This window comes from Paenirhizobium daejeonense, assembly GCF_014280875.1.
Lineage (GTDB): Bacteria > Pseudomonadota > Alphaproteobacteria > Rhizobiales > Rhizobiaceae > Allorhizobium > Allorhizobium daejeonense.
Genome location: NZ_JACLAL010000005.1, coordinates 42,841 through 64,054, shown reverse-complemented (window position 1 = coordinate 64,054; position 21,214 = coordinate 42,841). Strand labels below are relative to the sequence as shown.

At 60.5% G+C, this 21,214-nt stretch carries 17 protein-coding genes; 8 read left to right on the top strand and 9 right to left on the bottom strand.

Translation table 11 applies throughout. The annotated features are described in order from the left end of the window. Positions 1–115 precede the first annotated feature (115 nt). Positions 116–613, top strand: coding sequence for a xanthine phosphoribosyltransferase (gene gpt / locus H4I99_RS12755; protein WP_163905042.1), 498 nt, complete (start codon positions 116–118; stop codon positions 611–613). 320 nt (positions 614–933) lie between these two features. Here gpt and H4I99_RS12750 read toward each other — a convergent pair whose 3' ends face one another. After that, positions 934–1,344 carry a winged helix-turn-helix transcriptional regulator gene (locus H4I99_RS12750; protein ID WP_163905040.1) on the bottom strand — a complete coding sequence of 137 codons (411 nt, stop codon included), beginning with the start codon at positions 1,342–1,344 and terminating at the stop codon, positions 934–936. 54 nt (positions 1,345–1,398) lie between these two features. On the opposite strand from H4I99_RS12750, the gene H4I99_RS12745 reads away from it, so the two are divergent. Next, complete coding sequence (locus H4I99_RS12745; RefSeq protein WP_163905038.1) at positions 1,399–1,764, top strand: nuclear transport factor 2 family protein; 366 nt, start codon at positions 1,399–1,401, stop codon at positions 1,762–1,764. After that, complete coding sequence (locus H4I99_RS12740) at positions 1,722–2,504, top strand: SDR family oxidoreductase (protein ID WP_163906273.1); 783 nt, start codon at positions 1,722–1,724, stop codon at positions 2,502–2,504. Before H4I99_RS12745 ends, H4I99_RS12740 begins: the two co-directional genes overlap by 43 nt. Positions 2,505–2,543: 39 nt before the next feature. On the opposite strand, the gene H4I99_RS12735 is transcribed toward H4I99_RS12740, so the two are convergent. The 3 genes from H4I99_RS12735 to H4I99_RS12725 form a co-directional block, all read right to left on the bottom strand. Then, positions 2,544–3,077, bottom strand: a complete 534-nt coding sequence (locus H4I99_RS12735; RefSeq protein WP_163905036.1) for an SRPBCC family protein — start codon at positions 3,075–3,077, stop codon at positions 2,544–2,546. After that, complete coding sequence (locus tag H4I99_RS12730; protein WP_244625070.1) at positions 3,074–3,430, bottom strand: ArsR/SmtB family transcription factor; 357 nt, start codon at positions 3,428–3,430, stop codon at positions 3,074–3,076. The genes H4I99_RS12735 and H4I99_RS12730 overlap by 4 nt, the downstream gene beginning before the upstream one ends. A 176-nt stretch (positions 3,431–3,606) precedes the next feature. After that, positions 3,607–5,511: a methyl-accepting chemotaxis protein gene (locus H4I99_RS12725; RefSeq protein WP_163905032.1), complete on the bottom strand. Its 1,905-nt coding sequence runs from the start codon at positions 5,509–5,511 to the stop codon at positions 3,607–3,609. Between the two features lie 807 nt (positions 5,512–6,318). On the opposite strand from H4I99_RS12725, the gene H4I99_RS12720 reads away from it, so the two are divergent. Together H4I99_RS12720 and H4I99_RS12715 are read left to right on the top strand one after the other, a co-directional pair. Continuing rightward, the gene (locus H4I99_RS12720) at positions 6,319–10,131 is read left to right on the top strand and encodes a vitamin B12-dependent ribonucleotide reductase (protein ID WP_163905030.1); all 3,813 of its coding nucleotides are present in this window, start codon (positions 6,319–6,321) and stop codon (positions 10,129–10,131) included. A gap of 318 nt (positions 10,132–10,449) precedes the next feature. After that, positions 10,450–10,737, top strand: coding sequence for a GIY-YIG nuclease family protein (locus tag H4I99_RS12715; protein ID WP_163905028.1), 288 nt, complete (start codon positions 10,450–10,452; stop codon positions 10,735–10,737). Positions 10,738–11,135: 398 nt separating this feature from the next. On the opposite strand, the gene H4I99_RS12710 is transcribed toward H4I99_RS12715, so the two are convergent. Next, positions 11,136–11,339, bottom strand: coding sequence for a DUF1059 domain-containing protein (locus tag H4I99_RS12710; protein ID WP_163905026.1), 204 nt, complete (start codon positions 11,337–11,339; stop codon positions 11,136–11,138). A 132-nt stretch (positions 11,340–11,471) separates the two neighbouring features. Then, the gene (locus H4I99_RS12705) at positions 11,472–11,903 is read right to left on the bottom strand and encodes an OsmC family protein (protein WP_112830248.1); all 432 of its coding nucleotides are present in this window, start codon (positions 11,901–11,903) and stop codon (positions 11,472–11,474) included. Between the two features lie 993 nt (positions 11,904–12,896). Here H4I99_RS12705 and H4I99_RS12700 point away from each other — a divergent pair. Next, positions 12,897–13,208: a DUF1883 domain-containing protein gene (locus H4I99_RS12700; protein WP_163905025.1), complete on the top strand. Its 312-nt coding sequence runs from the start codon at positions 12,897–12,899 to the stop codon at positions 13,206–13,208. 10 nt (positions 13,209–13,218) lie between these two features. On the opposite strand, the gene H4I99_RS12695 is transcribed toward H4I99_RS12700, so the two are convergent. Together H4I99_RS12695 and H4I99_RS12690 are read right to left on the bottom strand one after the other, a co-directional pair. Further along, complete coding sequence (locus tag H4I99_RS12695; protein WP_163905023.1) at positions 13,219–14,535, bottom strand: replication-associated recombination protein A; 1,317 nt, start codon at positions 14,533–14,535, stop codon at positions 13,219–13,221. Next, complete coding sequence (locus tag H4I99_RS12690; RefSeq protein ID WP_163905020.1) at positions 14,532–15,938, bottom strand: DegQ family serine endoprotease; 1,407 nt, start codon at positions 15,936–15,938, stop codon at positions 14,532–14,534. The genes H4I99_RS12695 and H4I99_RS12690 overlap by 4 nt, the downstream gene beginning before the upstream one ends. 168 nt (positions 15,939–16,106) lie before the next feature. Here H4I99_RS12690 and H4I99_RS12685 point away from each other — a divergent pair, with 168 nt between their 5' ends. Continuing rightward, positions 16,107–16,460 carry a lysozyme inhibitor LprI family protein gene (locus H4I99_RS12685; protein ID WP_163905018.1) on the top strand — a complete coding sequence of 118 codons (354 nt, stop codon included), beginning with the start codon at positions 16,107–16,109 and terminating at the stop codon, positions 16,458–16,460. Between the two features lie 145 nt (positions 16,461–16,605). After that, positions 16,606–18,939 carry a calcium-binding protein gene (locus H4I99_RS12680; protein WP_163905016.1) on the top strand — a complete coding sequence of 778 codons (2,334 nt, stop codon included), beginning with the start codon at positions 16,606–16,608 and terminating at the stop codon, positions 18,937–18,939. Positions 18,940–19,173: 234 nt separating this feature from the next. On the opposite strand, the gene ilvD is transcribed toward H4I99_RS12680, so the two are convergent. Further along, complete coding sequence (gene ilvD, locus H4I99_RS12675; RefSeq protein WP_163905014.1) at positions 19,174–21,009, bottom strand: dihydroxy-acid dehydratase; 1,836 nt, start codon at positions 21,007–21,009, stop codon at positions 19,174–19,176. Positions 21,010–21,214: the final 205 nt, after the last annotated feature.

Genomic DNA, 21,214 nt, shown 5'->3' with positions numbered 1-21,214 from the left:
TTTTGGTAGCGAGACGTCGATGACGACGTGCGCCTCCGCAACGGACCGGTCTTCAAAAAAGGATGCCGGCCGGCCGGCGAATATGAACCCTCGCCCTTGCGGAGCTTTTAGTCTGATGTCCCTGCCCGATAAAGCCTTTCCCGTTTCCTGGGATCAGTTCCACCGCGATGCGCGCGCTCTTGCCTGGCGGCTGGCAAGCCTCAATCAGGAATTCCGTGGTATCGTCTGTATCACCCGCGGCGGTCTCGTACCGGCAGCAATCATTTCGCGCGAACTCAACATCCGCCTGATCGACACGGTCTGCATCGCCACCCGCCACGATTACGTCAATCAGGGCGAAACGCAGCTCCTGAAGGGCATCACGGCCGAGCTTGCCACGGACGGTGGCGCAGGCGTGCTCGTGGTTGACGACCTTACCGACACCGGCAAGACGGCGCTGGAAGTACGTGAAATGCTCCCGAACGCTCATTTCGCCTGCGTCTATGCCAAGCCGAAGGGCGTTCCGACCGTCGATACCTTCATCACGGAGGTCTCGCAGGACACCTGGATCTACTTCCCCTGGGATATGGGCTTCACCTATCAGGAGCCGATCGCCAAGGGCAGCAAGGGCTGATTCTTCCGGTCCCACACGGATGCTGGAAGCCGGCCGGATAGCGGGCTAAGATTACTGACAAAGCCTTTCCGATTGTCTTTTGTGATGGCGGTGCCACACCCACTGTCGTCATTCAGGCCTTGAGCCGGAATCCAGCGCGATCAAGTCCTTGATCGCAAGGGAGTCTTATGCGCGATGGACATCGCGCAGCTGGATGCCGGAACAAGTCCGGCATGGCGGACAAGGGGACAACTGCGCTCAATACGGACTTTGTCAGCAATCTGAGCCCGCCGGATGGCGGGCTTTTTCGCGTTTCGACCCAATGTGTCCCTTCACCCGCATTAGCCTGCCCCTTCTCCGTCGGATCCGGCCGCTGCCACGGACATGTCCTCGCGGAGTGCGGCCCAGGTCAGCAATGAGTCGAGCGCGGGGCACAGCGCCTGCCCCCATTCCGTCAGGCAATATTCCACCTTCGGCGGTACCTGATGGTGAACGATGCGCTGTACGATGCCGTCATTTTCCAGCTGCCGGAGCTGCTGAATGAGCATTTTCTGAGAGACACCAGGAATTGCCCGCTCCAGATCGGAGAAGCGAAGAACCCGGCCTCCGAAAAGATGGAACAGGATCACAAGTTTCCATCGGCCCTCGAGGAATTTCAAAGCTTTTTCGACACCTTCCGCCGCGGTATCCCTCGTGTATCCATGTTCCTTACCTTTAGGTGAGTACCTTACTTTTTCGTGCGTTCTTGTCATTTTTTCAGGATAGAGCGATCTCTTCGGTAAAGCAAACGAACCGGGAGAACCGCAATGCCGATAACCTTGCCGAAACCGATCAAAGCCTATTTCGCCGTCGACCGGATCAACAGCGCAAACATGGCGCAATGCTTTACCGAGAACGCTGTCGTTCTCGATGAAGGAAAGATGCATACCGGCCGGGCCGCGATACAACGCTGGAAATCCAACGCTTCCGCGAAATTCGACTATGTCAGCGAGCCCATCGCGGTCGCCGAGGAAAACGGCGGCATTGTCGTCACCGGCCGCGTCACAGGCAATTTCCCCGGAAGCCCCGTCGATCTGAGATACACCTTCGTGCTGGAAGGCGATGCGATCGCAAGACTGGAGATCACCCTATCAGTTTCGACCTCGGCCTCAGAGATGCCCGCGCGCTGGTGACGGGCGGCACGAAAGGCGTCGGCGCCGCCGTGGTGGATGCTTTGCATCAGGCAGGTGCAAGAGTGGTGGCGACGGCGCGTAACCCGCCGGAGGTCGCTTCGGAAAAGGCCCACTATGTCGCAGCGGACATCACCACGAGTAAAGGCTGCGCGAAGGTCGCGGCCGCGGCCTTGAGACATCTCGGTGGCGTGGATATCCTTGTCAACGTGGTGGGCGGCTCCTCTGCCCCTCCCGGCGGCTTCGCCGCTCTGGATGACGACGAATGGCTCAGGGAATTGAGCCACAATCTTCTGCCCTCCGTTCGCCTCGACCGCGCATTGCTGCCGGGTATGATCGAGCGCGGAGCAGGTGTTATCGTGCATGTCACGTCGATCCAGCACCAACTGCCCCTGCCGGAGTCTACGACGGCCTATGCGGCGGCGAAGGCCGCGCTTTCCACCTACAGCAAGAGCCTCTCGAAGGAAGTAGCGCCGAAAGGCATACGGGTGGTTCGCATTTCGCCGGGCTGGATCGAGACGGAAGCGGCCGTCGCCTTGGCAGAACGCCTCGCCAATCAGGCGGGTACGGACTATGAAGGTGGCAAGAAGATTATCATGAACGCGCTTGGCGGCATCCCGCTCGGTCGCCCGGCAAAACCGCGCGAGGTGGCAGATCTCATCGCCTTCGTGGTTTCGCCGCGTGCCGGCGCGATCACCGGCACGGAGTTTGTCATCGACGGCGGTACCGTGCCGACAGCCTGATGGTTCGCCGTCACCCGATCGCACCCTTCCTAATCCACCTCAGGCAGGAAGTCGGCGCTCATACTCCTTACGCAGACGCGCCCAACCATCCCAGAATGGTTCGGTGCGTCCGCCAGAGAGTGCCGCGGCGAGCACTTCGAGATGCATGTGCCAGCCGGCGCCGATCATGATCTCGTTGGTCCGGTCGCTAATCCGCCGGTGAATGACGGTCATCAGTACCTCCCCGCCTCTCGGCTCCAGCGTAAAGGACACCTGACCTCGCTCTCCCCAGGAGAACACAAGACGCCGCAGCGGATCCACTTCGATGACACGGCTCTGCATCCGGTGTTCCTGCGGGAAATTCTCGGGGCGTTTGCCGGGCGGATCGGTTAGTTCGTCGTTGCGCCAGACGAGTTCAAATGGCGCTCCCGGCTTCATCTCCATCGTTCCGGAAGCGAGCCATTTTCTGCGCAGGTCACTTTCCGTGAGATAGGACCAGACCCGTTCGACGGGTCCGGGCAGAAGCCGCTCGATCTTCAGGGTAGCGGGCTCGATCAGCTCGCCAAAGGCATGCATGCCTGCAAGTTCGGTCATTGCTCTTCTCCTCTTTCACGGGTTCGGGCCTCATGCCCGTCCTCCTCACGAAGCAAGCGTTCGAGCTCATCGAGACGACCGGTCCAGAAGCGCTCGTAGAATTCAAGCCATTCATGCGCCCTGGCGAGGGGCCCCGGCTCAAGAGTGCAGAAATGGGTGCGGCCCTTCACGTCCCGTCGAATCAGACCGGCTCCTTCAAGCACCTTGATGTGCTTGGAGGCCGCCGCCAGAGACATATCGAAGGGCGCAGCAAGCTGGCTGACCGTCCGCTCTCCGAAAGCGAGTTCGCGCAGCATGCGCCGGCGCGTGGCATCGCCGAGCGCATGAAAGATGTCGTCCAGAGCTTGCTCCATATATTCAACCATGTGGTTTACTATACGGGAGAAGATTCAATAGTCAACCAATCGGTTAAATAAACTGCACTTCGAGTGCCACGCAGCTCTACCCGCTCCTGATCAACCCTGCCCAAAAGAAGAAGGCGCCGCATCGCTGCGGCGCCTTTTCTCTAAAGTCGATCTCGGGGGGGGGGCTATGCGGCGTAACGCGACTGGCCCACGTAGGAGCCATTTTCCAGGCGGAAGCGGCCGAGCTGTTCCTGAAGCTGACGGGCTTCGCCGGCCAGCACCTCGCTGGAAGCGGTGGTTTCTTCCACCATGGCGGCATTCTGCTGCGTCATCTGGTCCATGTGGTTGACCGAGGTGTTGATCTCGCCGAGCGCCGAGGATTGCTCCTGCGAGGCACGGGCAATGCTTGCCACGTGATCGTTGACACGATTGACCAGTTCCTCGATCTCGGTCAGAGCCTTGCCGGTCGAAAGCACCAGCGAGACCCCGCCATTCACCTCTTCGGCCGACGCCGTTATCAGCGTCTTGATTTCCTTGGCGGCATTGGCGGAGCGCTGCGCCAGTTCGCGTACTTCCTGAGCGACGACGGCAAATCCCCGGCCGGCTTCACCCGCACGGGCAGCTTCCACGCCGGCGTTGAGCGCCAGCAGGTTGGTCTGGAACGCGATCTCGTCGATCACCGAGATGATCTGGCTGATCTTTTGCGACGACTGCTCGATACGGCCCATGGCATCGATGGCGCTGCGGACAATCGCCCCTGATTTGCCGGCACTTTCCTTGGTCTCGTGCACCATGCGGCTTGCTTCGTTCGCGCGCTCGCTGGAGGTGCGGACGGTCGTCGTAATCTCCTCGAGCGCGGCTGCGGTCTCTTCAAGAGCCGCCGCCTGCTGTTCGGTGCGCCGAGCCAGCTGGTTGGCGGCAGAGCTCAGTTCACCGGAGTTGGAGGTGATCGTGCCCGCCACCGAACGGATGTTCAGCATGGTGCCGCGCAGCGTATCCATGGTGGTGTTGACGTTCGCCTGAAGTTCGGCAAATGCGCCCTGGAACTGGCCCTGCATTTGCTGCATGAGGTCGGCATCCGACAGTGCGGCCACGACGCGGCGGACTTCGGTGACGCCCCGGTCAACACTCTCCACGAGTTCGTTGACGCTTGCGGCAAAACGCCTGAGGTCCTCGTCCTCATAACTTTTCGAAATTCGCTTGCTGAAATCGCCGGCAACGGCAGCGGCGACGATACCGCTGATGCTGCTCTGCAGATCCTTGCTCTGGGCATGCAGCGCAGCTTCCTGGGTTTCCATTTCACGCATCTGCTGTTCATTGGCCTGAAAGACCTGCAGCGCCCGCGCCATCTCGCCGATCTCGTCCTTGCGGTCGGTGCCGGGAATGGTCTCGCCGAGCTTGCCGGCGGCGAGGCTGGACATGACGTCGGTGAGGTGCCGGATCGGCTTCACGATACCGCGGCTTGCCAGCAGAAAGCTTGCGGCAACACCGGCAACGATACAGATGATGGCCGTAGTGAAAAGCAGGGTGACAGTTAAGCCGGAAGCCGCAAGCGCGCCCGCGCGGGACGCAGCAAGTGATTCGGCCGATGAGGTACTATAAAGCTTGACCGTGCTGGTGACTGTCTTCTGGGCGTCCAGAACCTTGTCGAGCTCGGCCGCCATCGCGGCCGGATCCTTGCCGGCTTCGGTTCCGGCAACAGCAACCATGTCACGGATCTTGCCGAAATAGGCATTCAGCGTCACGCGGATATCCTCGAGAAGCTTGTGCTCGTTGGCGTCGGCCGTCGAAGCGATCTTGGGCAGACGGTCCAGCATCTCCTTGGAACGCTTGTCCGTCTCAGCGGCAAAATCAGCAGCCTTTTCCGGCGCTAGCGCAAGCTGGTAGGTCATGCGGCTGATAGCGATGATGTCGACGCGAAGATCCATGGCTTCGCGCGCCACTTCTTCCCGAGCGCCCGTATCCTTCAGAGACGAGCCGAGAGAGAAGAGCCCCTGCGCGCCGACTGCTGCGATAATGCCGGCAGCGCAGCCCATAAGAACCACCAGAAGACTGATCTTCTTCAGGATAGATAGATTGACGATGTTCATGTGGATACCCTGTGGGGCGGCCCGGCTCATGCGCGCGGCAGCCCGTCCCATACAGCCCACAATTCATTTGGGGCCAATTCGACACCGACCTTGCAGGACATCCGTTTCGAATTGGTTGCATCTTGCACCTATATTTTGCAACTCGGCCACCTTTGCGCCCGAATTTCGCTTGGCGCCGCCGCGCCTGCCAAGCATCGCAACGAATCAGTGTGCGTGGCAGCAACCATCACCCGTCAGGCTCGATAGCGCAGATGCAACCGATGCGCCGGATTGGCACACGCAGTGGCGTGTCCAGCTGCATTTTTGCCACAGGCAACGCCTCCAGCTTGAAGCATCGCTCACAAACCACTGATTTCCTTGGATTCGCCTCTATCCCCGTTTTCCACAGCCGTGAGCCACAAGATGTGGTATTAACCATTTCACACCAAACCAGCCCTTGACGGAATCGGCTCTTTCAAAGTTAATGCTTCCTTATGTTGCGGCGGCGACTGGACCGGACGGTAACGAGGCCGGTTCGTTTCAAAGAAATCGAAAATCGAGTGCGGGACGCGGGTTCATGAAGAGCTGCGCCGAACCGGTCGTTGCGTGTGCGATTTTGACCGCCAAAACGCGTTTGGGGACTGGCAGCAAGAACTTGTTAACACTATATCTAGTAGGCTTGCAGCCGTAATCAACACAATGTAGACAGCCACTCATCTCCGGATGAATGAACTGACGGAAAAAATGACAACCGGCTGCGGGGCAAGCGCTTGCAGACGGACGAGGCTTTTTGCGCCTATAATGGCGCGCCAGATGCGAGGGACGAAGATGCGCATTGAACGACGTTTTACCAAGCCAGGCCAATCGGCCTATGCGGAGATCGAATTCCGCAAGGCCGTGAGCGAGATCAAGAACCCGGACGGTTCTATCGTCTTCCGGGCGGCGGATATCGACGTTCCCGCGCAGTTCAGCCAGGTTGCGACCGACGTTCTGGCGCAGAAGTATTTCCGCAAGGCAGGTGTGCCGAAGGCGCTGAAGAAGGTCGAGGAGAATGACGTCCCCTCCTTCCTGTGGCGCTCCGTGCCCGACACCGAAGCTCTGAAGGCGCTGCCCGAAAACGAGCGCTTCGGCTCCGAAAGCGACGCCCGCCAGGTCTTCGACCGTCTCGCCGGCACCTGGACCTACTGGGGCTGGAAGGGCAAGTATTTCACGTCCGAGGAAGATGCCCTCGCCTTCCGGGACGAGCTTGCCTACATGCTTGCCACCCAGCGCGTCGCCCCGAATTCCCCGCAGTGGTTCAACACCGGCCTGCACTGGGCCTATGGCATCGACGGTCCCGGCCAGGGCCATTTCTATGTCGACCCCTTCACCGGCAAGCTCGTCAAGTCCAAGTCGGCCTATGAGCATCCGCAGCCGCACGCCTGCTTCATCCAGTCCGTTGAAGACGACCTCGTCAACGAGGGTGGCATCATGGACCTCTGGGTCCGTGAAGCACGCCTGTTCAAATACGGCTCCGGCACCGGCTCCAACTTCTCCTATCTGCGCGGCGAAGGCGAAAAGCTTTCCGGCGGCGGCCGCTCGTCCGGCCTGATGAGCTTCCTGAAGATCGGCGACCGTGCCGCCGGCGCGATCAAGTCGGGCGGCACCACCCGCCGTGCCGCGAAGATGGTCGTGGTCGACATCGACCATCCGGATATCGAAGCCTATATCGACTGGAAGGTGAAGGAAGAGCAGAAGGTCGCGGCGCTGGTCACCGGCTCCAAGATCGTCGCCAAGCACCTCAAGGCCATCATGAAGGCCTGCGTCAACTGCACGGCCGACAACGACGCCTGCTTCGACCCGAACGAGAACCCGGCCCTGAAACGCGAAATCCGCGCGGCCAAGAAGGACCAGGTTCCCGAAAACTACATCAAGCGCGTCATCCAGTTCGCCCAGCAGGGCTACAAGGATCTTGAGTTCAAGACCTATGACACGGACTGGGATTCGGAAGCCTATCTCACCGTTTCCGGCCAGAACTCCAACAACTCCGTCTCGCTGAAGGACGACTTCCTGCGCGCTGTCGAGAATGATGGCGAATGGAACCTGACCGCCCGCAAGGACGGCCGCGTCATGAAGACGCTGAAGGCCCGCGACCTCTGGGACAAGATCTCCTATGCCGCATGGGCATCGGCCGATCCGGGCCTGCACTTCAACACGACGATGAACGACTGGCACACCTGCCCGGCCGCCGGCCCGATCCGCGCGTCGAACCCGTGCTCGGAATACATGTTCCTCGACGACACGGCCTGCAACCTGGCTTCGCTGAACCTCCTGCAGTTCAAGGATGCAGCGACCAAGAAGATCAACATCGCCGACTACGAACACGCCGTCCGCCTGTGGACCGTCGTTCTCGAAGTATCGGTGATGATGGCGCAGTTCCCGTCGCGCCAGATCGCCGAACTCTCCTACGAATACCGCACACTCGGCCTCGGCTACGCCAATATCGGCGGCCTGCTGATGTCTTCCGGCATCCCGTACGACTCGGCTGAAGGCCGCGCCATCTGCGGTGCGCTCACCGCAATCATGACCGGCGTTTCCTACGCGACCTCGGCCGAGATCGCCTCCGAACTCGGTCCGTTCCCGGGCTATGCGCCGAACCGCGACAACATGCTGCGCGTCATCCGCAACCATCGCCGGGCCGCCCATGGCGAAACCTCGGGCTATGAAGGCCTGTCGGTTGATCCGGTCGCGCTCATCCACGCCGATTGCTCCGATCCGGCCCTGATCGCCCATGCAACGGCTGCTTGGGACAAGGCGCTGGAACTCGGCGAGAAGCACGGCTACCGCAACGCGCAGGTCTCGGTTATCGCCCCGACCGGCACGATCGGTCTGGTCATGGATTGCGACACGACCGGCATCGAGCCCGATTTCGCTCTGGTGAAGTTCAAGAAGCTCGCCGGCGGCGGCTACTTCAAGATCATCAACGCTGCCGTTCCGGAAGCGCTGCGCACCCTCGGCTACACCGAGAGCCAGATCGCCGAGATCGACGCCTATGCCGTCGGCCATGGCAACCTGAACCAGGCGCCGGCCATCAATCCGTCGACGCTGAAGGCCAAGGGCTTCACCGACGAGAAGATCGAAGCCGTCAACGGCGCGCTGAAGGCCGCCTTCGACATCAAGTTCGTGTTCAACCAGTGGACGCTCGGCGCCGACTTCCTGAAGGGTACGCTCAAGGTTTCCGACGAGCAGCTCTCCGACATGAGCTTCAACCTGCTTGAGCATGTCGGCTTCACGAAGAAGGAAATCGAGGCTGCGAACATCCACGTCTGCGGTGCGATGACGCTGGAAGGCGCTCCCTTCCTCAAGCCAGAGCATCTGGCCGTGTTCGATTGCGCCAATCCCTGCGGCAAGATCGGCAAGCGCTACCTCTCGGTCGAAAGCCATATCCGCATGATGGCAGCGGCCCAGCCGTTCATCTCGGGTGCGATCTCCAAGACGATCAACATGCCGAACGAGGCAACGGTCGAGGATTGCGGTGCAGCCTACATGCTGTCGTGGCGTCTGGCGCTCAAGGCCAACGCGCTCTATCGCGACGGCTCCAAGCTCTCCCAGCCGCTCAACGCCGCGCTGATCGAGGACGAGGATGAAGAAGATGCACTCGAAGACCTGATCCAGCAGCCGGTTGCCGCGCAGGCGGTCACCGTCACCGAGAAGATCATCGAACGGGTGATCGAGCGGGTCGTGCGCGAGCGGGAAAAGCTTCCGAACCGCCGTCAGGGTTACACCCAGAAGGCCACCGTCGGCGGTCACAAGGTTTATCTCCGCACCGGCGAATTCGGCGACGGTCGCCTCGGCGAAATCTTCATCGACATGCACAAGGAAGGCGCTGCCTTCCGTGCGATGATGAATAACTTCGCCATCGCCATCTCGCTCGGCCTGCAATACGGCGTTCCGCTCGAGGAATATGTGGAGGCCTTCACCTTCACCAAGTTCGAGCCGGCCGGCATGGTTCAGGGCAATGACGCAATCAAGAACGCCACGTCGATCCTCGACTACGTGTTCCGCGAACTCGCCGTCTCTTATCTCGGCCGTCACGACCTCGCTCATGTCGATACGTCGGACTTCTCCAACACCGCGCTCGGCAAGGGCATCCAGGAGGGCAAGACCAACCTGATCTCCACCGGCTGGACCCGCGGCTACAAGCCGACGCTGGTTTCCAACGGCAATGTCGACCGCTCGCTGGCCGAGCCGAAGGGTGCGGCGACCGCCTCCCCCGCCAAGGCTTCCGGCGGCGCGACGGTGACGGCATTTTCCGGCAACGCAGCCCGCAAGCTGGAAGTGACGACCGCCATCTCGACCTCTGAAATCGTCGCCTTCAAGCGTGATTACGAGGAACGTGCAGTGGAACTGGCCGAGGAGATCGCCGAGGACGTGGCGGACGAGAAGGCTCAGGACAAGACCGCGCTCTTCTCCGACAAGGCCGCCGCCGACGCCGCTGCCGCCAAGGCGGAAGCCAAGAAGCTCGAGGCCGACCGCCGCATGCGCTCGATCGCCCAGGGCTACACCGGCAACATGTGCTCCGAGTGCCAGAACTTCACCATGGTCCGCAACGGCACCTGCGAGAAGTGCGACACCTGCGGCGCAACGAGCGGGTGCAGCTGATCTCTAGGTTCGATTGAGCAGATTTCGACTGACAAAGCCCGGAAACATGGTTTCCGGGCTTTGTTCTATCTACCTCTTTGTAAGAACGCGTCGACGGTTTCGCTATCTCTCCGTCATTCCTGTGCTTGTCACAGGAATCCAGCCGGCGAGCGTCGGCGAGCCGAGAAGACAATAGCCTTCATCCAGCCATATCTTGAGGTGTCTTTCACGCGATGGACATCGCGCTGCTGGATCCCGGAACAAGTCCGGGATGACGGGAAACGTTGGCACGGCAGACACTGCCTTTGCGTATTCGGCCGGTCGTGCCATCGTGCCCGCATGCGTCAGGGCTATGTCTATATCCTTGCTTCCAGACGGAACGGCACGCTCTACACCGGCGTGACGAGCGACCTCGCGCGCCGCCTTTACGAACACAAGCATGACCTCACGCCGGGCTTCACGAGCCGATATGGCGTCAAGACGCTTGTCTGGTTCGAGGTCCATGACCTGATTACCTCAGCCCTGACGCGGGAAAAGACCATCAAGAAATGGCCAAGGGCATGGAAACTCAATCTGATCGAGAGCGTGAATCCCGACTGGGATGACATCTCCCACTATCTGCTGTGATCCAGTTTCCGCGATAACAGCCGAAGTCGAACGGGACAATGAGGGGGTGCCGGAAATCAGTGCAGATCCGACAATAGCGGAGTTCCATACGTCATCGCCGTTAGCCGCGTGCGAAAATCCGCCACGAATTCGTCGGTGTCGGTTATGCGAAGATCGCCTCCACAACCGTCATTCCTGTGCTCGTCACAGGAATCCAGCCGGCGAGCGTCTGCGAGCCGAGAAGACAACTGTCCCGTCGCTACGAGCGGCCAAACATTCTCCAACGCGATGGACATCGCGTTGCTGGATCCCGGAACAAGTCCCAGATGACGGGGAAACGTGAGCTCATGTCCTTACCGGGTTCCCCCTCGCCACCCCCTCCGCAAAGGAGGTGGCGCTTGGCTCCCATCACCCCGGCGTCATGCGACGTTGCGGGATGCTTCCATCTTGTGGATGGCCTTCTTGATTTCCTGGCGGAATGCGGGGGTGTCGTGTTCGCCATGAACGGAGACGGCATGCTGCACGGCGGCGTTGACGAGTTCCTCCGTGGTGTCTGCCGAGATGGCGACGGTGCATTTCATTTCGCTCGGGAATTCACGGCAATCGATGTATTGGCGTGACATTTTTTCCTCCTCACGAAGCTCCGGTCGGAGCGGCCGGAAGGTGGAAATTATACGCCCGTTATCGGAGACCGGCAAACGACAAACGCTGCCCGCCGGCCCCGCCAAGCCTTTCGCAATCGGGAGAAAAGCCCCTCAGCCGAAGGTCACATTCAGGCTGATCGGCACGGCGGCGAGCGCCTTGGAGACAGGGCAGCCGGCCTTGGCCTTTTCGGCAATGCCCCGGAAGGTCGCCTCGTCCGTACCGGGTACCTTGCCACGCAGGCTGAGTTCGATCGCGGTGATCGCAAAGCCGCCGCCAACCTGATCGAGCGTCACCTTGGCCGTGGTATCAAGGGCTTCCGCGGTGAAGCCGGCATCCCCGAGTTCCTTGGAGAGCGCCATGGTGAAGCAGGCAGCGTGCGCCGCGCCGATCAGTTCTTCCGGATTGCTGCCCGGAACGCCCTCGAAACGGGTCTTGAAGCCATAGGGGTGTTCCTTCAATGCGCCGCTTTCGGTGGAAACCGTTCCGCGCCCGTCCCTCAATCCGCCGCTCCAGTGGGCGGAACCACGCTTTTCAATCGCCATTCTCTCTCTCCTCAGGGGCCGATCAGCATTTTGACCCACAAGGTAATGCGCGAAAACGACATCTGTTCCGACAGTAGTGATTATTTCGGCATCTCGTCCTCGGTCGCGTAGCCGCGCTCTGGTCTTTGCCGCAGAGGACCAATGTGTCTGCACCATCCGCCAGCTTCCGCCCTTTCGAGATAGACTTAAAATCGATGAGAGAAGCCCACAGGGCCGGTTCGCTCGGCTTTTCCGCCGGGGAACATATCGCACAAAGGTGTGCGACGGTTTGCGGCAACGGCATGAGAGGAAACAGGGACCAAAGCGTATGGAGCGATCCTGAAAGATCGCGACACCCTCCACCCGCGCCCTTCCCCGTTTTTCCTCCGAATCCCCGCCCCTTGCGTCCGTGCCTACAATCCATCCGTCCCGTCGCGGTTACACCGGTTTGCGTTGCCGGCGAGGCGGGACCGGTGATCCGGGTGTCTGTTCGAAACGCGGAACAGGCTCCGGGGGCTGGATGAGAATGGTCTCCCTCTCGCCTGAAACAGGGCGGGGCGTGCCTGCAGGGCACACATGACTGGACCGGCGACTGGCCGCCAAAACGGCCTTTCGTGGCGTCACGAACGAAAATGTTCGCGAGCGCAACCCTGGAAGGGTGCCGTCATCCGCGCAGAGAGATCGAGTTCGTCCGGAAAAATACACCGAACGGGGCGCCGGAAGGTGTCACTTATTTTTATTTTACGAGGCAGCTTCCAGCGCCCCGACCGACCCTTCCGCAGGGGGGGACATCGAAATCCAGCACGACACGGGGCCTCCGGCTCGCGTGAAGGAGAAGTCATGCCCACGGAAACACGACCGGATATGCCGGAGCCGCCAGACGGCGAAGGCGGACGAGCCGGCCGGAAGCCCGTGCTACAGCATCGAACCACCCTGCGCGGCGAACCGTTCCTTAACCCGGATGCGGCATATTGCGGAGTTGAATTGAAGGGCATGGAGAATACGAGGAGCCGAATGTCCAAGCCGAGCTTCCGCTTTAGCCACTACGATCTGCAGGAATTGCGCGCCGGGACGATCATCGAAGTGACGCTTTCCGCAGTCAACAACGTGCGGCTGATGACACCGGGCAATTTTCAGCGCTTCAAGGAAACGCTCGATTTCAAGTATCTCGGCGGCGTGGCGAAAAAATCTCCGATCAAGCTCACCATTCCGGAAAGCGGCCACTGGCATCTGATCGTCGACATGGAAGGCCATCACGGTCTTGCCGATTCCTCGGTGAAGACGATCGTTGCCCCGCATGCGCCGAGGATGAGCAAGGCGTCCTGAGGTTCAGGCTTCAGCCGCCGCTGCCGCGCTCGCGACGCAGCTTGGACCACCAGTCCAGCCGCTTGCGGATCTCCCGCTCGAAACCGCGCTCCGGCGGGTCGTAGAAGGTCTTGCGCCCCATCTTCTCGGGAAAATAGTCCTGACCGGAAAAGGCGTCCGGCTCGTCATGGTCGTAGCGGTAGCCTTCGTTATAGCCCTCGGCCTTCATCAGCTTGGTCGGCGCGTTGAGGATATGCTTCGGCGGCAGCAGCGAGCCGTTCTCCTTGGCCGCCCGCATCGCCGCCTTGTAGGCGACATAGACGCCATTCGATTTCGGTGCGGTGGCGAGATAGACGCAGGCCTGCGCCAGCGCCAGTTCCCCCTCGGGCGAACCGAGATAGTCGTAGGCATCCTTGGCGGCATTGCAGATGACCAGCGCCTGAGGATCGGCGAGGCCGATATCCTCGACCGCCATCCTGACCAGCCGGCGTCCGAGATAAAGCGGATCTTCGCCGGCATCGAACATGCGGCAGAGGTAATAGAGCGCAGCATCGGGATCGGAGCCGCGCACGGATTTATGCAGGGCCGAGATCAGGTTGTAATGGCCGTCCTGCCCCTTGTCATAGACCGGCGCCCGGCGCTGGACGATCCGCGCCAGGCCGTCAGTGTCGAAAACCTCGTCCTTGCGGGCGGCGCGCCAGACTTCTTCGGCAAGCGTCAGCGCGGCGCGACCGTCGCCATCCGCCATGCGGATCAGGGCCGCACGAGCATCCTCATCCAGCGGCAACGGCCGGTGCTCCGTTTCCTCCGCCCGGTTCAGCAGCGTGCCGAGGCTCTGTTCGTCATGGGACTTGAAGGTCAGCACCCTCGCCCGGGACAGAAGAGCGGCATTGAGTTCGAAGGACGGGTTTTCTGTGGTGGCGCCCACCAGGATCACCGTGCCGTCTTCCATCACGGGAAGGAAACTGTCCTGCTGGGCGCGGTTGAAACGATGGATCTCGTCGACGAAAAGCAGCGTCTGACGTCCCTCCATCCGGCGCAGGCGCGCGGTCTCGAACACCTTCTTCAGGTCCGCGACGCCGGAAAAAATCGCCGAGATCTGCTCGAAAGCAAGCCCGGCCTGCCCGGAGAGCAGCCGGGCAATCGTAGTCTTGCCGGTGCCGGGAGGGCCCCAGAAGATCATGGAGCCGAGCGAGCCTGAATCGATCATGCGGGCGAGGACACCATCCTCGCCCGTCAGATGTTCCTGGCCCGTCACCTCGGCGAGCGTCTTCGGCCGCAGGCGGTCGGCCAGCGGTCGGCGGGCCTCCACTTCCTGCGGGACCTGCGGCGCGAAGAGATCGCTCATCTGAAAACCTGTCTTATGCGCTGACCGTCACGCTCGATTTCGACGCGCCAGAAGCCGGGATCTCCAGCCGCGATTTTGGCCATGTCCGCGCTAGAGCTGACCGCAACCCCATTGACGGAAATGATGATGTCGTGGGGCGCAAAGCCGAGGCGTGCGGCAGGCGAGCCTTGAACGACATCGGTGATGACCACGCCCATGACTTCCGACGGCATCTGCAGCTCATAGGCCAGCTTCGGAGAAAGGTTGGCGACCTTGACGCCGGCGAAGGGATTACGGCCCTCGATCAACCGTTCGTCGCGCGGTGTTGTCTCGGGCGCACCGGCCAGCGTGATGGAGATCTGCTTCTCGGCACCGTTTTCACGAACCGTCAGCTTGACCACCTTGCCGAGGCCTGCCGTGGTAAGACGATAACCGAGTGCATCCGGATGTTCGACTGGAACGCCATCGACAGCCGTCACCACCTGCCCGGCTTTCAGACCGGCCTTGGCGGCGGGGCCTCCATCGACGACGCGAACGACCAGTGCTCCGCGCACCTTGTCGAGACCGAGCGCTTCGGCCACGTCGGAGGTCACCGGGTCGAAGCTTGCGCCGACATAGGGACGCTCGAAGCTGGTCGCACCACGGTCCGCGGCACCGAGGAACACCTTGACCAGATTGGCGGGAATGGCAAAGCCAACGCCGTTCGAGCCGCCACCCTTGGAAAAGATGGCCGAATTGATGCCGATCAGCTCGCCCTTCATGTTCATCAGCGCGCCGCCCGAATTGCCGGGATTGATCGCAGCATCCGTCTGGATGAAAAAGCCGAAATCGCCTTCGGTTACCTGATTGCGCGCCAGCGCGGAAACGATGCCCGAGGTGACCGTCTGGCCGACACCGAAGGGATTGCCGATCGCCAGCACGAGATCGCCGACCTCGATCGCATCCGAATTGCCGATCGGCAGGGTCGGCAGCTTTTCATGGGCGTCGATGCGCAGCACCGCCAGATCGAGCCGCTCGTCCTTCAGCACGACCTTGACCGGAAATTCGCGACCATCGGCCAGCGCCACCTTGATGTCGTCAGCGCCTTCGATGACATGATTATTGGTGACGACGGTGCCGTTTTCCTCGACGATCACGCCGGAGCCGAGCGACGACTGCTTCTCGGTACGGTTCGGCATCTGCTGGCCGAAAAACTGTTCGAAGAAGGGGTCGCCGGCAAAGGGTGATGCGCGCCTCTGCACGATCCGCTCGGCATAGACATTCACCACAGCGCCATGAGTCTGCTTGACCAGCGGCGCAAAGGACGTCTGCATCTCAAGCTGCGTCTGCGGAACGGTCTTGGCATCCTGGGCAAATGCCACGCCAGGCCCGGCCAAAGACAGCGCCAGCAGCGTAGTCGCCGCGTACCGAACAATCCCTTGCATGAAAGTCTCCTGATGTTCTCGATCGTGTTTTAGTGCGGCCGACGGACGAATGGAATTGAAATATGGCCGCATGTGTCCTGCGCTGATGATTTAGACGTGAATCGAACAAAACCAAGGCATTGACCGTTACAAGTCGGTAATGTCCAAAGCCCTGCCAGGAGAAAAGAGATGCGCCCTGTTACCGCCGCCATGATCCTGACTATTGCAGCCAGTTTCCTGACCGCCACCACCGCAAGCCTTGCTGCCAGCTTCGACTGCGACCGCAAGGACCTTGCCGCCGACGAACGCGCCATCTGCGATAACCGTGCACTCAACGATCTCGACGTGAAGATGGCGACGAGCTTCGAGCTGATTGCAGGACTGCTCGCCATGGGCAATCGCGGGGAACTGCAGGACCAGCAGTCCGCATGGCTGAAGAAACGGCAGGCCTGTGAGGGCGATACGCTATGCCTGCGCAACGCCTATGACGAGCGGATGAAGCAGCTCGAAAACACCTACAACAATCTCGGCAGACCTCTGTAAGTACGAATACATCTACATATGGACGAAATATTGGAAACATGGCGCAATAGGTAGATTGTCGAGTCAAAATTAACCCTTACTTAACATTTGACCATCGTGATGGAGAGTATGGGGTTCAGGGGCTGTGCAACATCGAGGCCAGACCATGACTGATACGATCTATCTGCCGGAAAATGCCACCGACAAGGACATCGCGACAGCCATCGCGAGCCTGACATCGGGAGGAACCGTGGTCCTCCCCGAAAATGCCGACATAACCGTCACGACACCCATCGTTGTGCGCATTGATGCGCAGGACATCACAATCGACCTCAACGGCAGTACGTTGACGACAACCGGCAACTTTGCCGCCATCGATGTGTACGGGCAGGAAAGATCACTCGACGGCGTGACGCTCGGAACAGACACTGCCGGGAATGCGACCATTACCTATGATAGCCTGCCGGAAGGGGTTGAGGTCGGGAGTTGGCTGAAGGTCGTCTCGGACGATGCGCTTCCCGGCGACCATGTCGATGGCAGTGACAACGGCCTTTACACCAATCTCGGTCAGGCAGCCCAGGTCATCGCCATCGACGGAAATACGGTTGTCCTCGACGGCTCGCTGCTAGAGCAGGAACTCTACACGACAAACGTCCGGGCAGGCCTCTATGCGGAAGGCAGCATCTCGATCACGAACGGTCATGTGGCCGGACAATTTGCCGAAGTCACCACGGGTCAACCCCTGCTTCGGGTGCGATCACTAACCGACACGTCGATTAGCGATATCAGCGTGCAAAATGCCGGAAACGGCATAACGCTGGTCAACAACGTCAATGCCGAGGTGACGGATGTTTCCGGCTCATATGTCCATTCCGTCGTCCAGTCGGCCACCTCGCTGAACACCTCGATCAACGGCCTCTTCGCCGAACACGTCAATCACGGCGTACTCGTTCATACGACGGGCACCGCGACAAACGCGGCATCGACCTCGAACTACGGGGCGGACATCCAGCTCGTTGCGACGAACTCCGTGGTTTATGATGCAGCGCTCGCGGCCTACGACTTCCACTCGGAAAGCCGCAACGGGACCTATACCGATGTGCTCGCCTTCGAATCCCGGATGTTCGGAGACCTTCGGGGCATCGGCAACACATTTTCAGACAGCGCAGGCGCCGGCAACACGTACGGCGTACAGTTCTACGAGTATGGTGACGGCGACGGACGCAATGCGACGGTCGACAATCTGACGCTGCGTGAGACGACCAAATACAGCTTCATCATCAGCGGCAAGCCTCTCGGCAATGTCGTGACTGACAGCAGCTTCGAAAGCTACGGCAAGGGTTACAGTATCTCACCCAGCGCGGTCGAGTTCATCAATACGACACTCAAGGAGAACGTCGTCGGAGACGACGACACGCTCACCGGAACCAGCCAAGATGACAAGCTTCTCGGCGGAGATGGTCTCGACTCCCTCTTTGGTGGAGGCGGCAACGACTATCTCTGGGGCGGCACCGGTGCGGATACCCTCGAGGGCGGCGACGGGCGCGACCGGTTCGCCTATAACGCGCTTAATGAAGGCGGAGATCTGATCGCCGACTTCAAGACCGGTGACGGCGGCGACGTGATAGACGTTTCCGTGCTCGGTCTCCGGCTTGGGTGGGATCAGGGCGATTATCTTGCCGGAGGTCTGATACAGGTGGTGCAATCAGGCACGGACGCGTTGGTTCAGGCCCGCGATGGCGACAATGGCTGGACGACACTCGCAACACTCGACAACGTGTTGGCCAGCTCCTTCACCGCGGCAAATCTGCAGGTAAAGTTGTCCGATCCGTTGCCGGAGGTCGAAACGCCTTCGACACACGTCTACGGCACATCCGCCGCCGAATGGCTCTATGGATCAGCCGGAGCGGATATCTTTCACGGGTCCGCGGGCAACGACTCCTACGTTTTCAACAATGAAATGGATCGAGTGGCAGGCGACACGGACGACGGGATCGATTCCGTCTGGGCTTACGTCGGCGTCGATTTGCGCGGCTATAACGAGATCGAGAACATACGTCTCAAGGAAGAGGCGGGAGAGGCAACGGTGTTCGGCAACGACGCGGCAAACCTCATCACCGGGAACAGCCATTCCAACACCATCGTCGGCGGTCTCGGCGTGGATAGTCTCTACGGCAAGGGCGGAGCCGATACCTTCGTCTTCGCGGAAGCCGGCAAGGACAATGCCGACAGTGTCTGGGACTACAGCGACGACGACCGCATAGCACTCGAAAGCCGCTTCTTCACCGGGCTGGACAAGGATGGCGACGGAGTGCTGGACCAGGATGCCTTCACATTCGGCACGACAGCCACGATCGATGGCCCCCAGATGATCTACAACAACACAACCGGCAAGCTCTATTACGACAGTGATGGCACCGGCGGAAACGCCCCCGAGTTGGTGGTCAATCTGCCTACCGCCAAGAGCTACTTCGATATCGGGCACATCATATTGCTGTAGGCCTGCCCTACCCGATCCGGCATGACAAGGCCCTCCGGATCGGGAACAAAACGACCTGCCACAACACCAAGCAAGCGGTTCGTCACCTCTTCGAGAGAGGCACGCCACAGCCCATACGCCGGCAAGAAGCAACTGATTCTTATTCAGTAGGTCGAGGGTTCGAAACTCAGAAAACACGAACGCCGGCAACACTGGTTACCGGCGTTCTTAATTTCAGCGGTATTTGCGCTCGTCTTATTCCGGCAGGATGCGCACAGCGCCGTTGTCGGCCGAGCTTGCAAAGGCTGCGTAGGCCTTGAGCGCGGTGGTGACGTTGCGCTTGCGGGGATGTTCCGGCTTCCAGCCGGCCTTGTCCTGAGCTGCGCGACGGTTTGCCAGTTCGCCCTCTTCCACCATCAGCTTGATCGTCCGGTTCGGGATATCGATCTCGATAGTATCGCCCGCGCGGACGAGGCCGATGGTGCCGCCGTTTGCGGCTTCCGGCGAAACGTGGCCGATGGAGAGACCCGAGGTGCCGCCGGAGAAGCGGCCGTCGGTGATCAGCGCGCAGGCCTTGCCGAGGCCCTTCGACTTCAGGTAGCTCGTCGGATAGAGCATTTCCTGCATGCCGGGGCCGCCCTTCGGACCTTCGTAGCGAATGACCACGACGTCGCCGGCCTTGACCTCGTTGTTGAGGATGCCCTTGACGGCAGCGTCCTGGCTCTCGAACACGACGGCCGGGCCAGTGAACTTCAGGATCGACTCGTCAACGCCAGCCGTCTTCACGATGCAGCCGTCGACCGCGATGTTGCCCCGCAGGACAGCGAGACCGCCATCCTTGGAGAAGGGATGCTCGACCGAACGGATGACACCGGTTTCGCCATCGATATCCAGATCTTCCCAGCGGGCATTCTGCGAGAAGGCGACCTGGGTCGGAACACCGCCGGGCGCCGCCTTGAAGAAATCGCGGACAGCCTCGGAATTGGTGCGGGTGATGTCCCAACGGTCGATAGCATCGCCAAGCGTTGCAGCATGAACCGTCGGGCAATCGCGATTGATGAGGTTGCCGCGGTCGAGTTCGCCAAGGATGCGCATGATGCCGCCGGCGCGATGCACGTCTTCCATGTGAACATCGTTCTTGGCAGGAGCGACCTTCGACAGGCACGGAACCTTGCGCGAGAGACGATCGATATCGTCAAGAGTGAAATCGACTTCCGCTTCATGAGCGGCGGCCAGAATATGCAGCACCGTATTGGTGGAACCGCCCATGGCGATGTCGAGCGCCATGGCGTTCTCGAAGGCAGCCTTGGAAGCGATGGTGCGCGGCAGCGCGTTGACGTCATCCTGCTCGTAATAGCGGCGAGCGAGATCAACGATCAGGTGGCCTGCCTCAACGAAAAGCCGTTTGCGATCGCCATGGGTGGCGAGCGTGGAGCCGTTGCCCGGCAGCGAGAGACCGAGTGCTTCAGTCAGACAGTTCATGGAATTGGCTGTGAACATGCCCGAGCAGGAGCCGCAGGTCGGGCAGGCCGAACGTTCGATGGCCTGAACGTCTTCGTCGGACACCTTGTCATCGGCCGCGGCGACCATGGCGTCGACGAGATCGAGCGCATGCTTCTTGCCGTGCAGCACGACCTTACCGGCTTCCATCGGACCACCGGAAACGAAGACCACAGGGATATTGAGGCGCAGTGCCGCCATCAGCATGCCGGGAGTGATCTTGTCGCAATTGGAAATGCAGACCATGGCGTCGGCGCAATGGGCATTGACCATGTACTCGACAGAATCGGCAATGAGTTCGCGCGAGGGCAGCGAATAGAGCATGCCGTCATGACCCATGGCGATGCCGTCGTCCACAGCGATCGTGTTGAATTCCTTGGCAACGCCACCGGCGGCCTCAATCTCGCGGGCTACGAGCTGGCCGAGGTCCTTCAGGTGCACGTGACCCGGAACGAACTGGGTGAACGAATTCACCACGGCAATGATCGGCTTGCCGAAATCGCCGTCCTTCATGCCCGTGGCGCGCCAAAGGCCGCGCGCACCGGCCATGTTGCGGCCATGGGTCGTGGTTCTTGAACGATAGGCTGGCATCTTGTGGTCTCTTGCTTGTTTCTATGAAAAACTGCCACCGGCAGGACTTTGGGCGTCTCTTCTAGCCGATTTCCCGCGGAACGACACTATCACAAGCCGAAAAAGTGGTACGGTTCACTTCCAACACTCGCGCAAGCGTTTCCCCGCCTGCGACCGCAGGCACGGAACTTGAACTGCCCATATTCACATTATCAAATTTATCCCG

What these genes read in the sequence shown, in the direction of transcription:
- gpt (WP_163905042.1), top strand. Translation starts at nt 116, where the DNA reads ATGTCCCTGCCCGATAAAGCCTTTCCCGTTTCCTGGGATCAGTTCCAC.
- H4I99_RS12750 (WP_163905040.1), bottom strand. Translation starts at nt 1,344, where the DNA reads ATGACAAGAACGCACGAAAAAGTAAGGTACTCACCTAAAGGTAAGGAA.
- H4I99_RS12745 (WP_163905038.1), top strand. Translation starts at nt 1,399, where the DNA reads ATGCCGATAACCTTGCCGAAACCGATCAAAGCCTATTTCGCCGTCGAC.
- H4I99_RS12735 (WP_163905036.1), bottom strand. Translation starts at nt 3,077, where the DNA reads ATGACCGAACTTGCAGGCATGCATGCCTTTGGCGAGCTGATCGAGCCC.
- H4I99_RS12730 (WP_244625070.1), bottom strand. Translation starts at nt 3,430, where the DNA reads ATGGAGCAAGCTCTGGACGACATCTTTCATGCGCTCGGCGATGCCACG.
- H4I99_RS12725 (WP_163905032.1), bottom strand. Translation starts at nt 5,511, where the DNA reads ATGAACATCGTCAATCTATCTATCCTGAAGAAGATCAGTCTTCTGGTG.
- H4I99_RS12720 (WP_163905030.1), top strand. Translation starts at nt 6,319, where the DNA reads ATGCGCATTGAACGACGTTTTACCAAGCCAGGCCAATCGGCCTATGCG.
- H4I99_RS12715 (WP_163905028.1), top strand. Translation starts at nt 10,450, where the DNA reads ATGCGTCAGGGCTATGTCTATATCCTTGCTTCCAGACGGAACGGCACG.
- H4I99_RS12710 (WP_163905026.1), bottom strand. Translation starts at nt 11,339, where the DNA reads ATGTCACGCCAATACATCGATTGCCGTGAATTCCCGAGCGAAATGAAA.
- H4I99_RS12705 (WP_112830248.1), bottom strand. Translation starts at nt 11,903, where the DNA reads ATGGCGATTGAAAAGCGTGGTTCCGCCCACTGGAGCGGCGGATTGAGG.
- H4I99_RS12700 (WP_163905025.1), top strand. Translation starts at nt 12,897, where the DNA reads ATGTCCAAGCCGAGCTTCCGCTTTAGCCACTACGATCTGCAGGAATTG.
- H4I99_RS12695 (WP_163905023.1), bottom strand. Translation starts at nt 14,535, where the DNA reads ATGAGCGATCTCTTCGCGCCGCAGGTCCCGCAGGAAGTGGAGGCCCGC.
- H4I99_RS12690 (WP_163905020.1), bottom strand. Translation starts at nt 15,938, where the DNA reads ATGCAAGGGATTGTTCGGTACGCGGCGACTACGCTGCTGGCGCTGTCT.
- H4I99_RS12685 (WP_163905018.1), top strand. Translation starts at nt 16,107, where the DNA reads ATGCGCCCTGTTACCGCCGCCATGATCCTGACTATTGCAGCCAGTTTC.
- H4I99_RS12680 (WP_163905016.1), top strand. Translation starts at nt 16,606, where the DNA reads ATGACTGATACGATCTATCTGCCGGAAAATGCCACCGACAAGGACATC.
- ilvD (WP_163905014.1), bottom strand. Translation starts at nt 21,009, where the DNA reads ATGCCAGCCTATCGTTCAAGAACCACGACCCATGGCCGCAACATGGCC.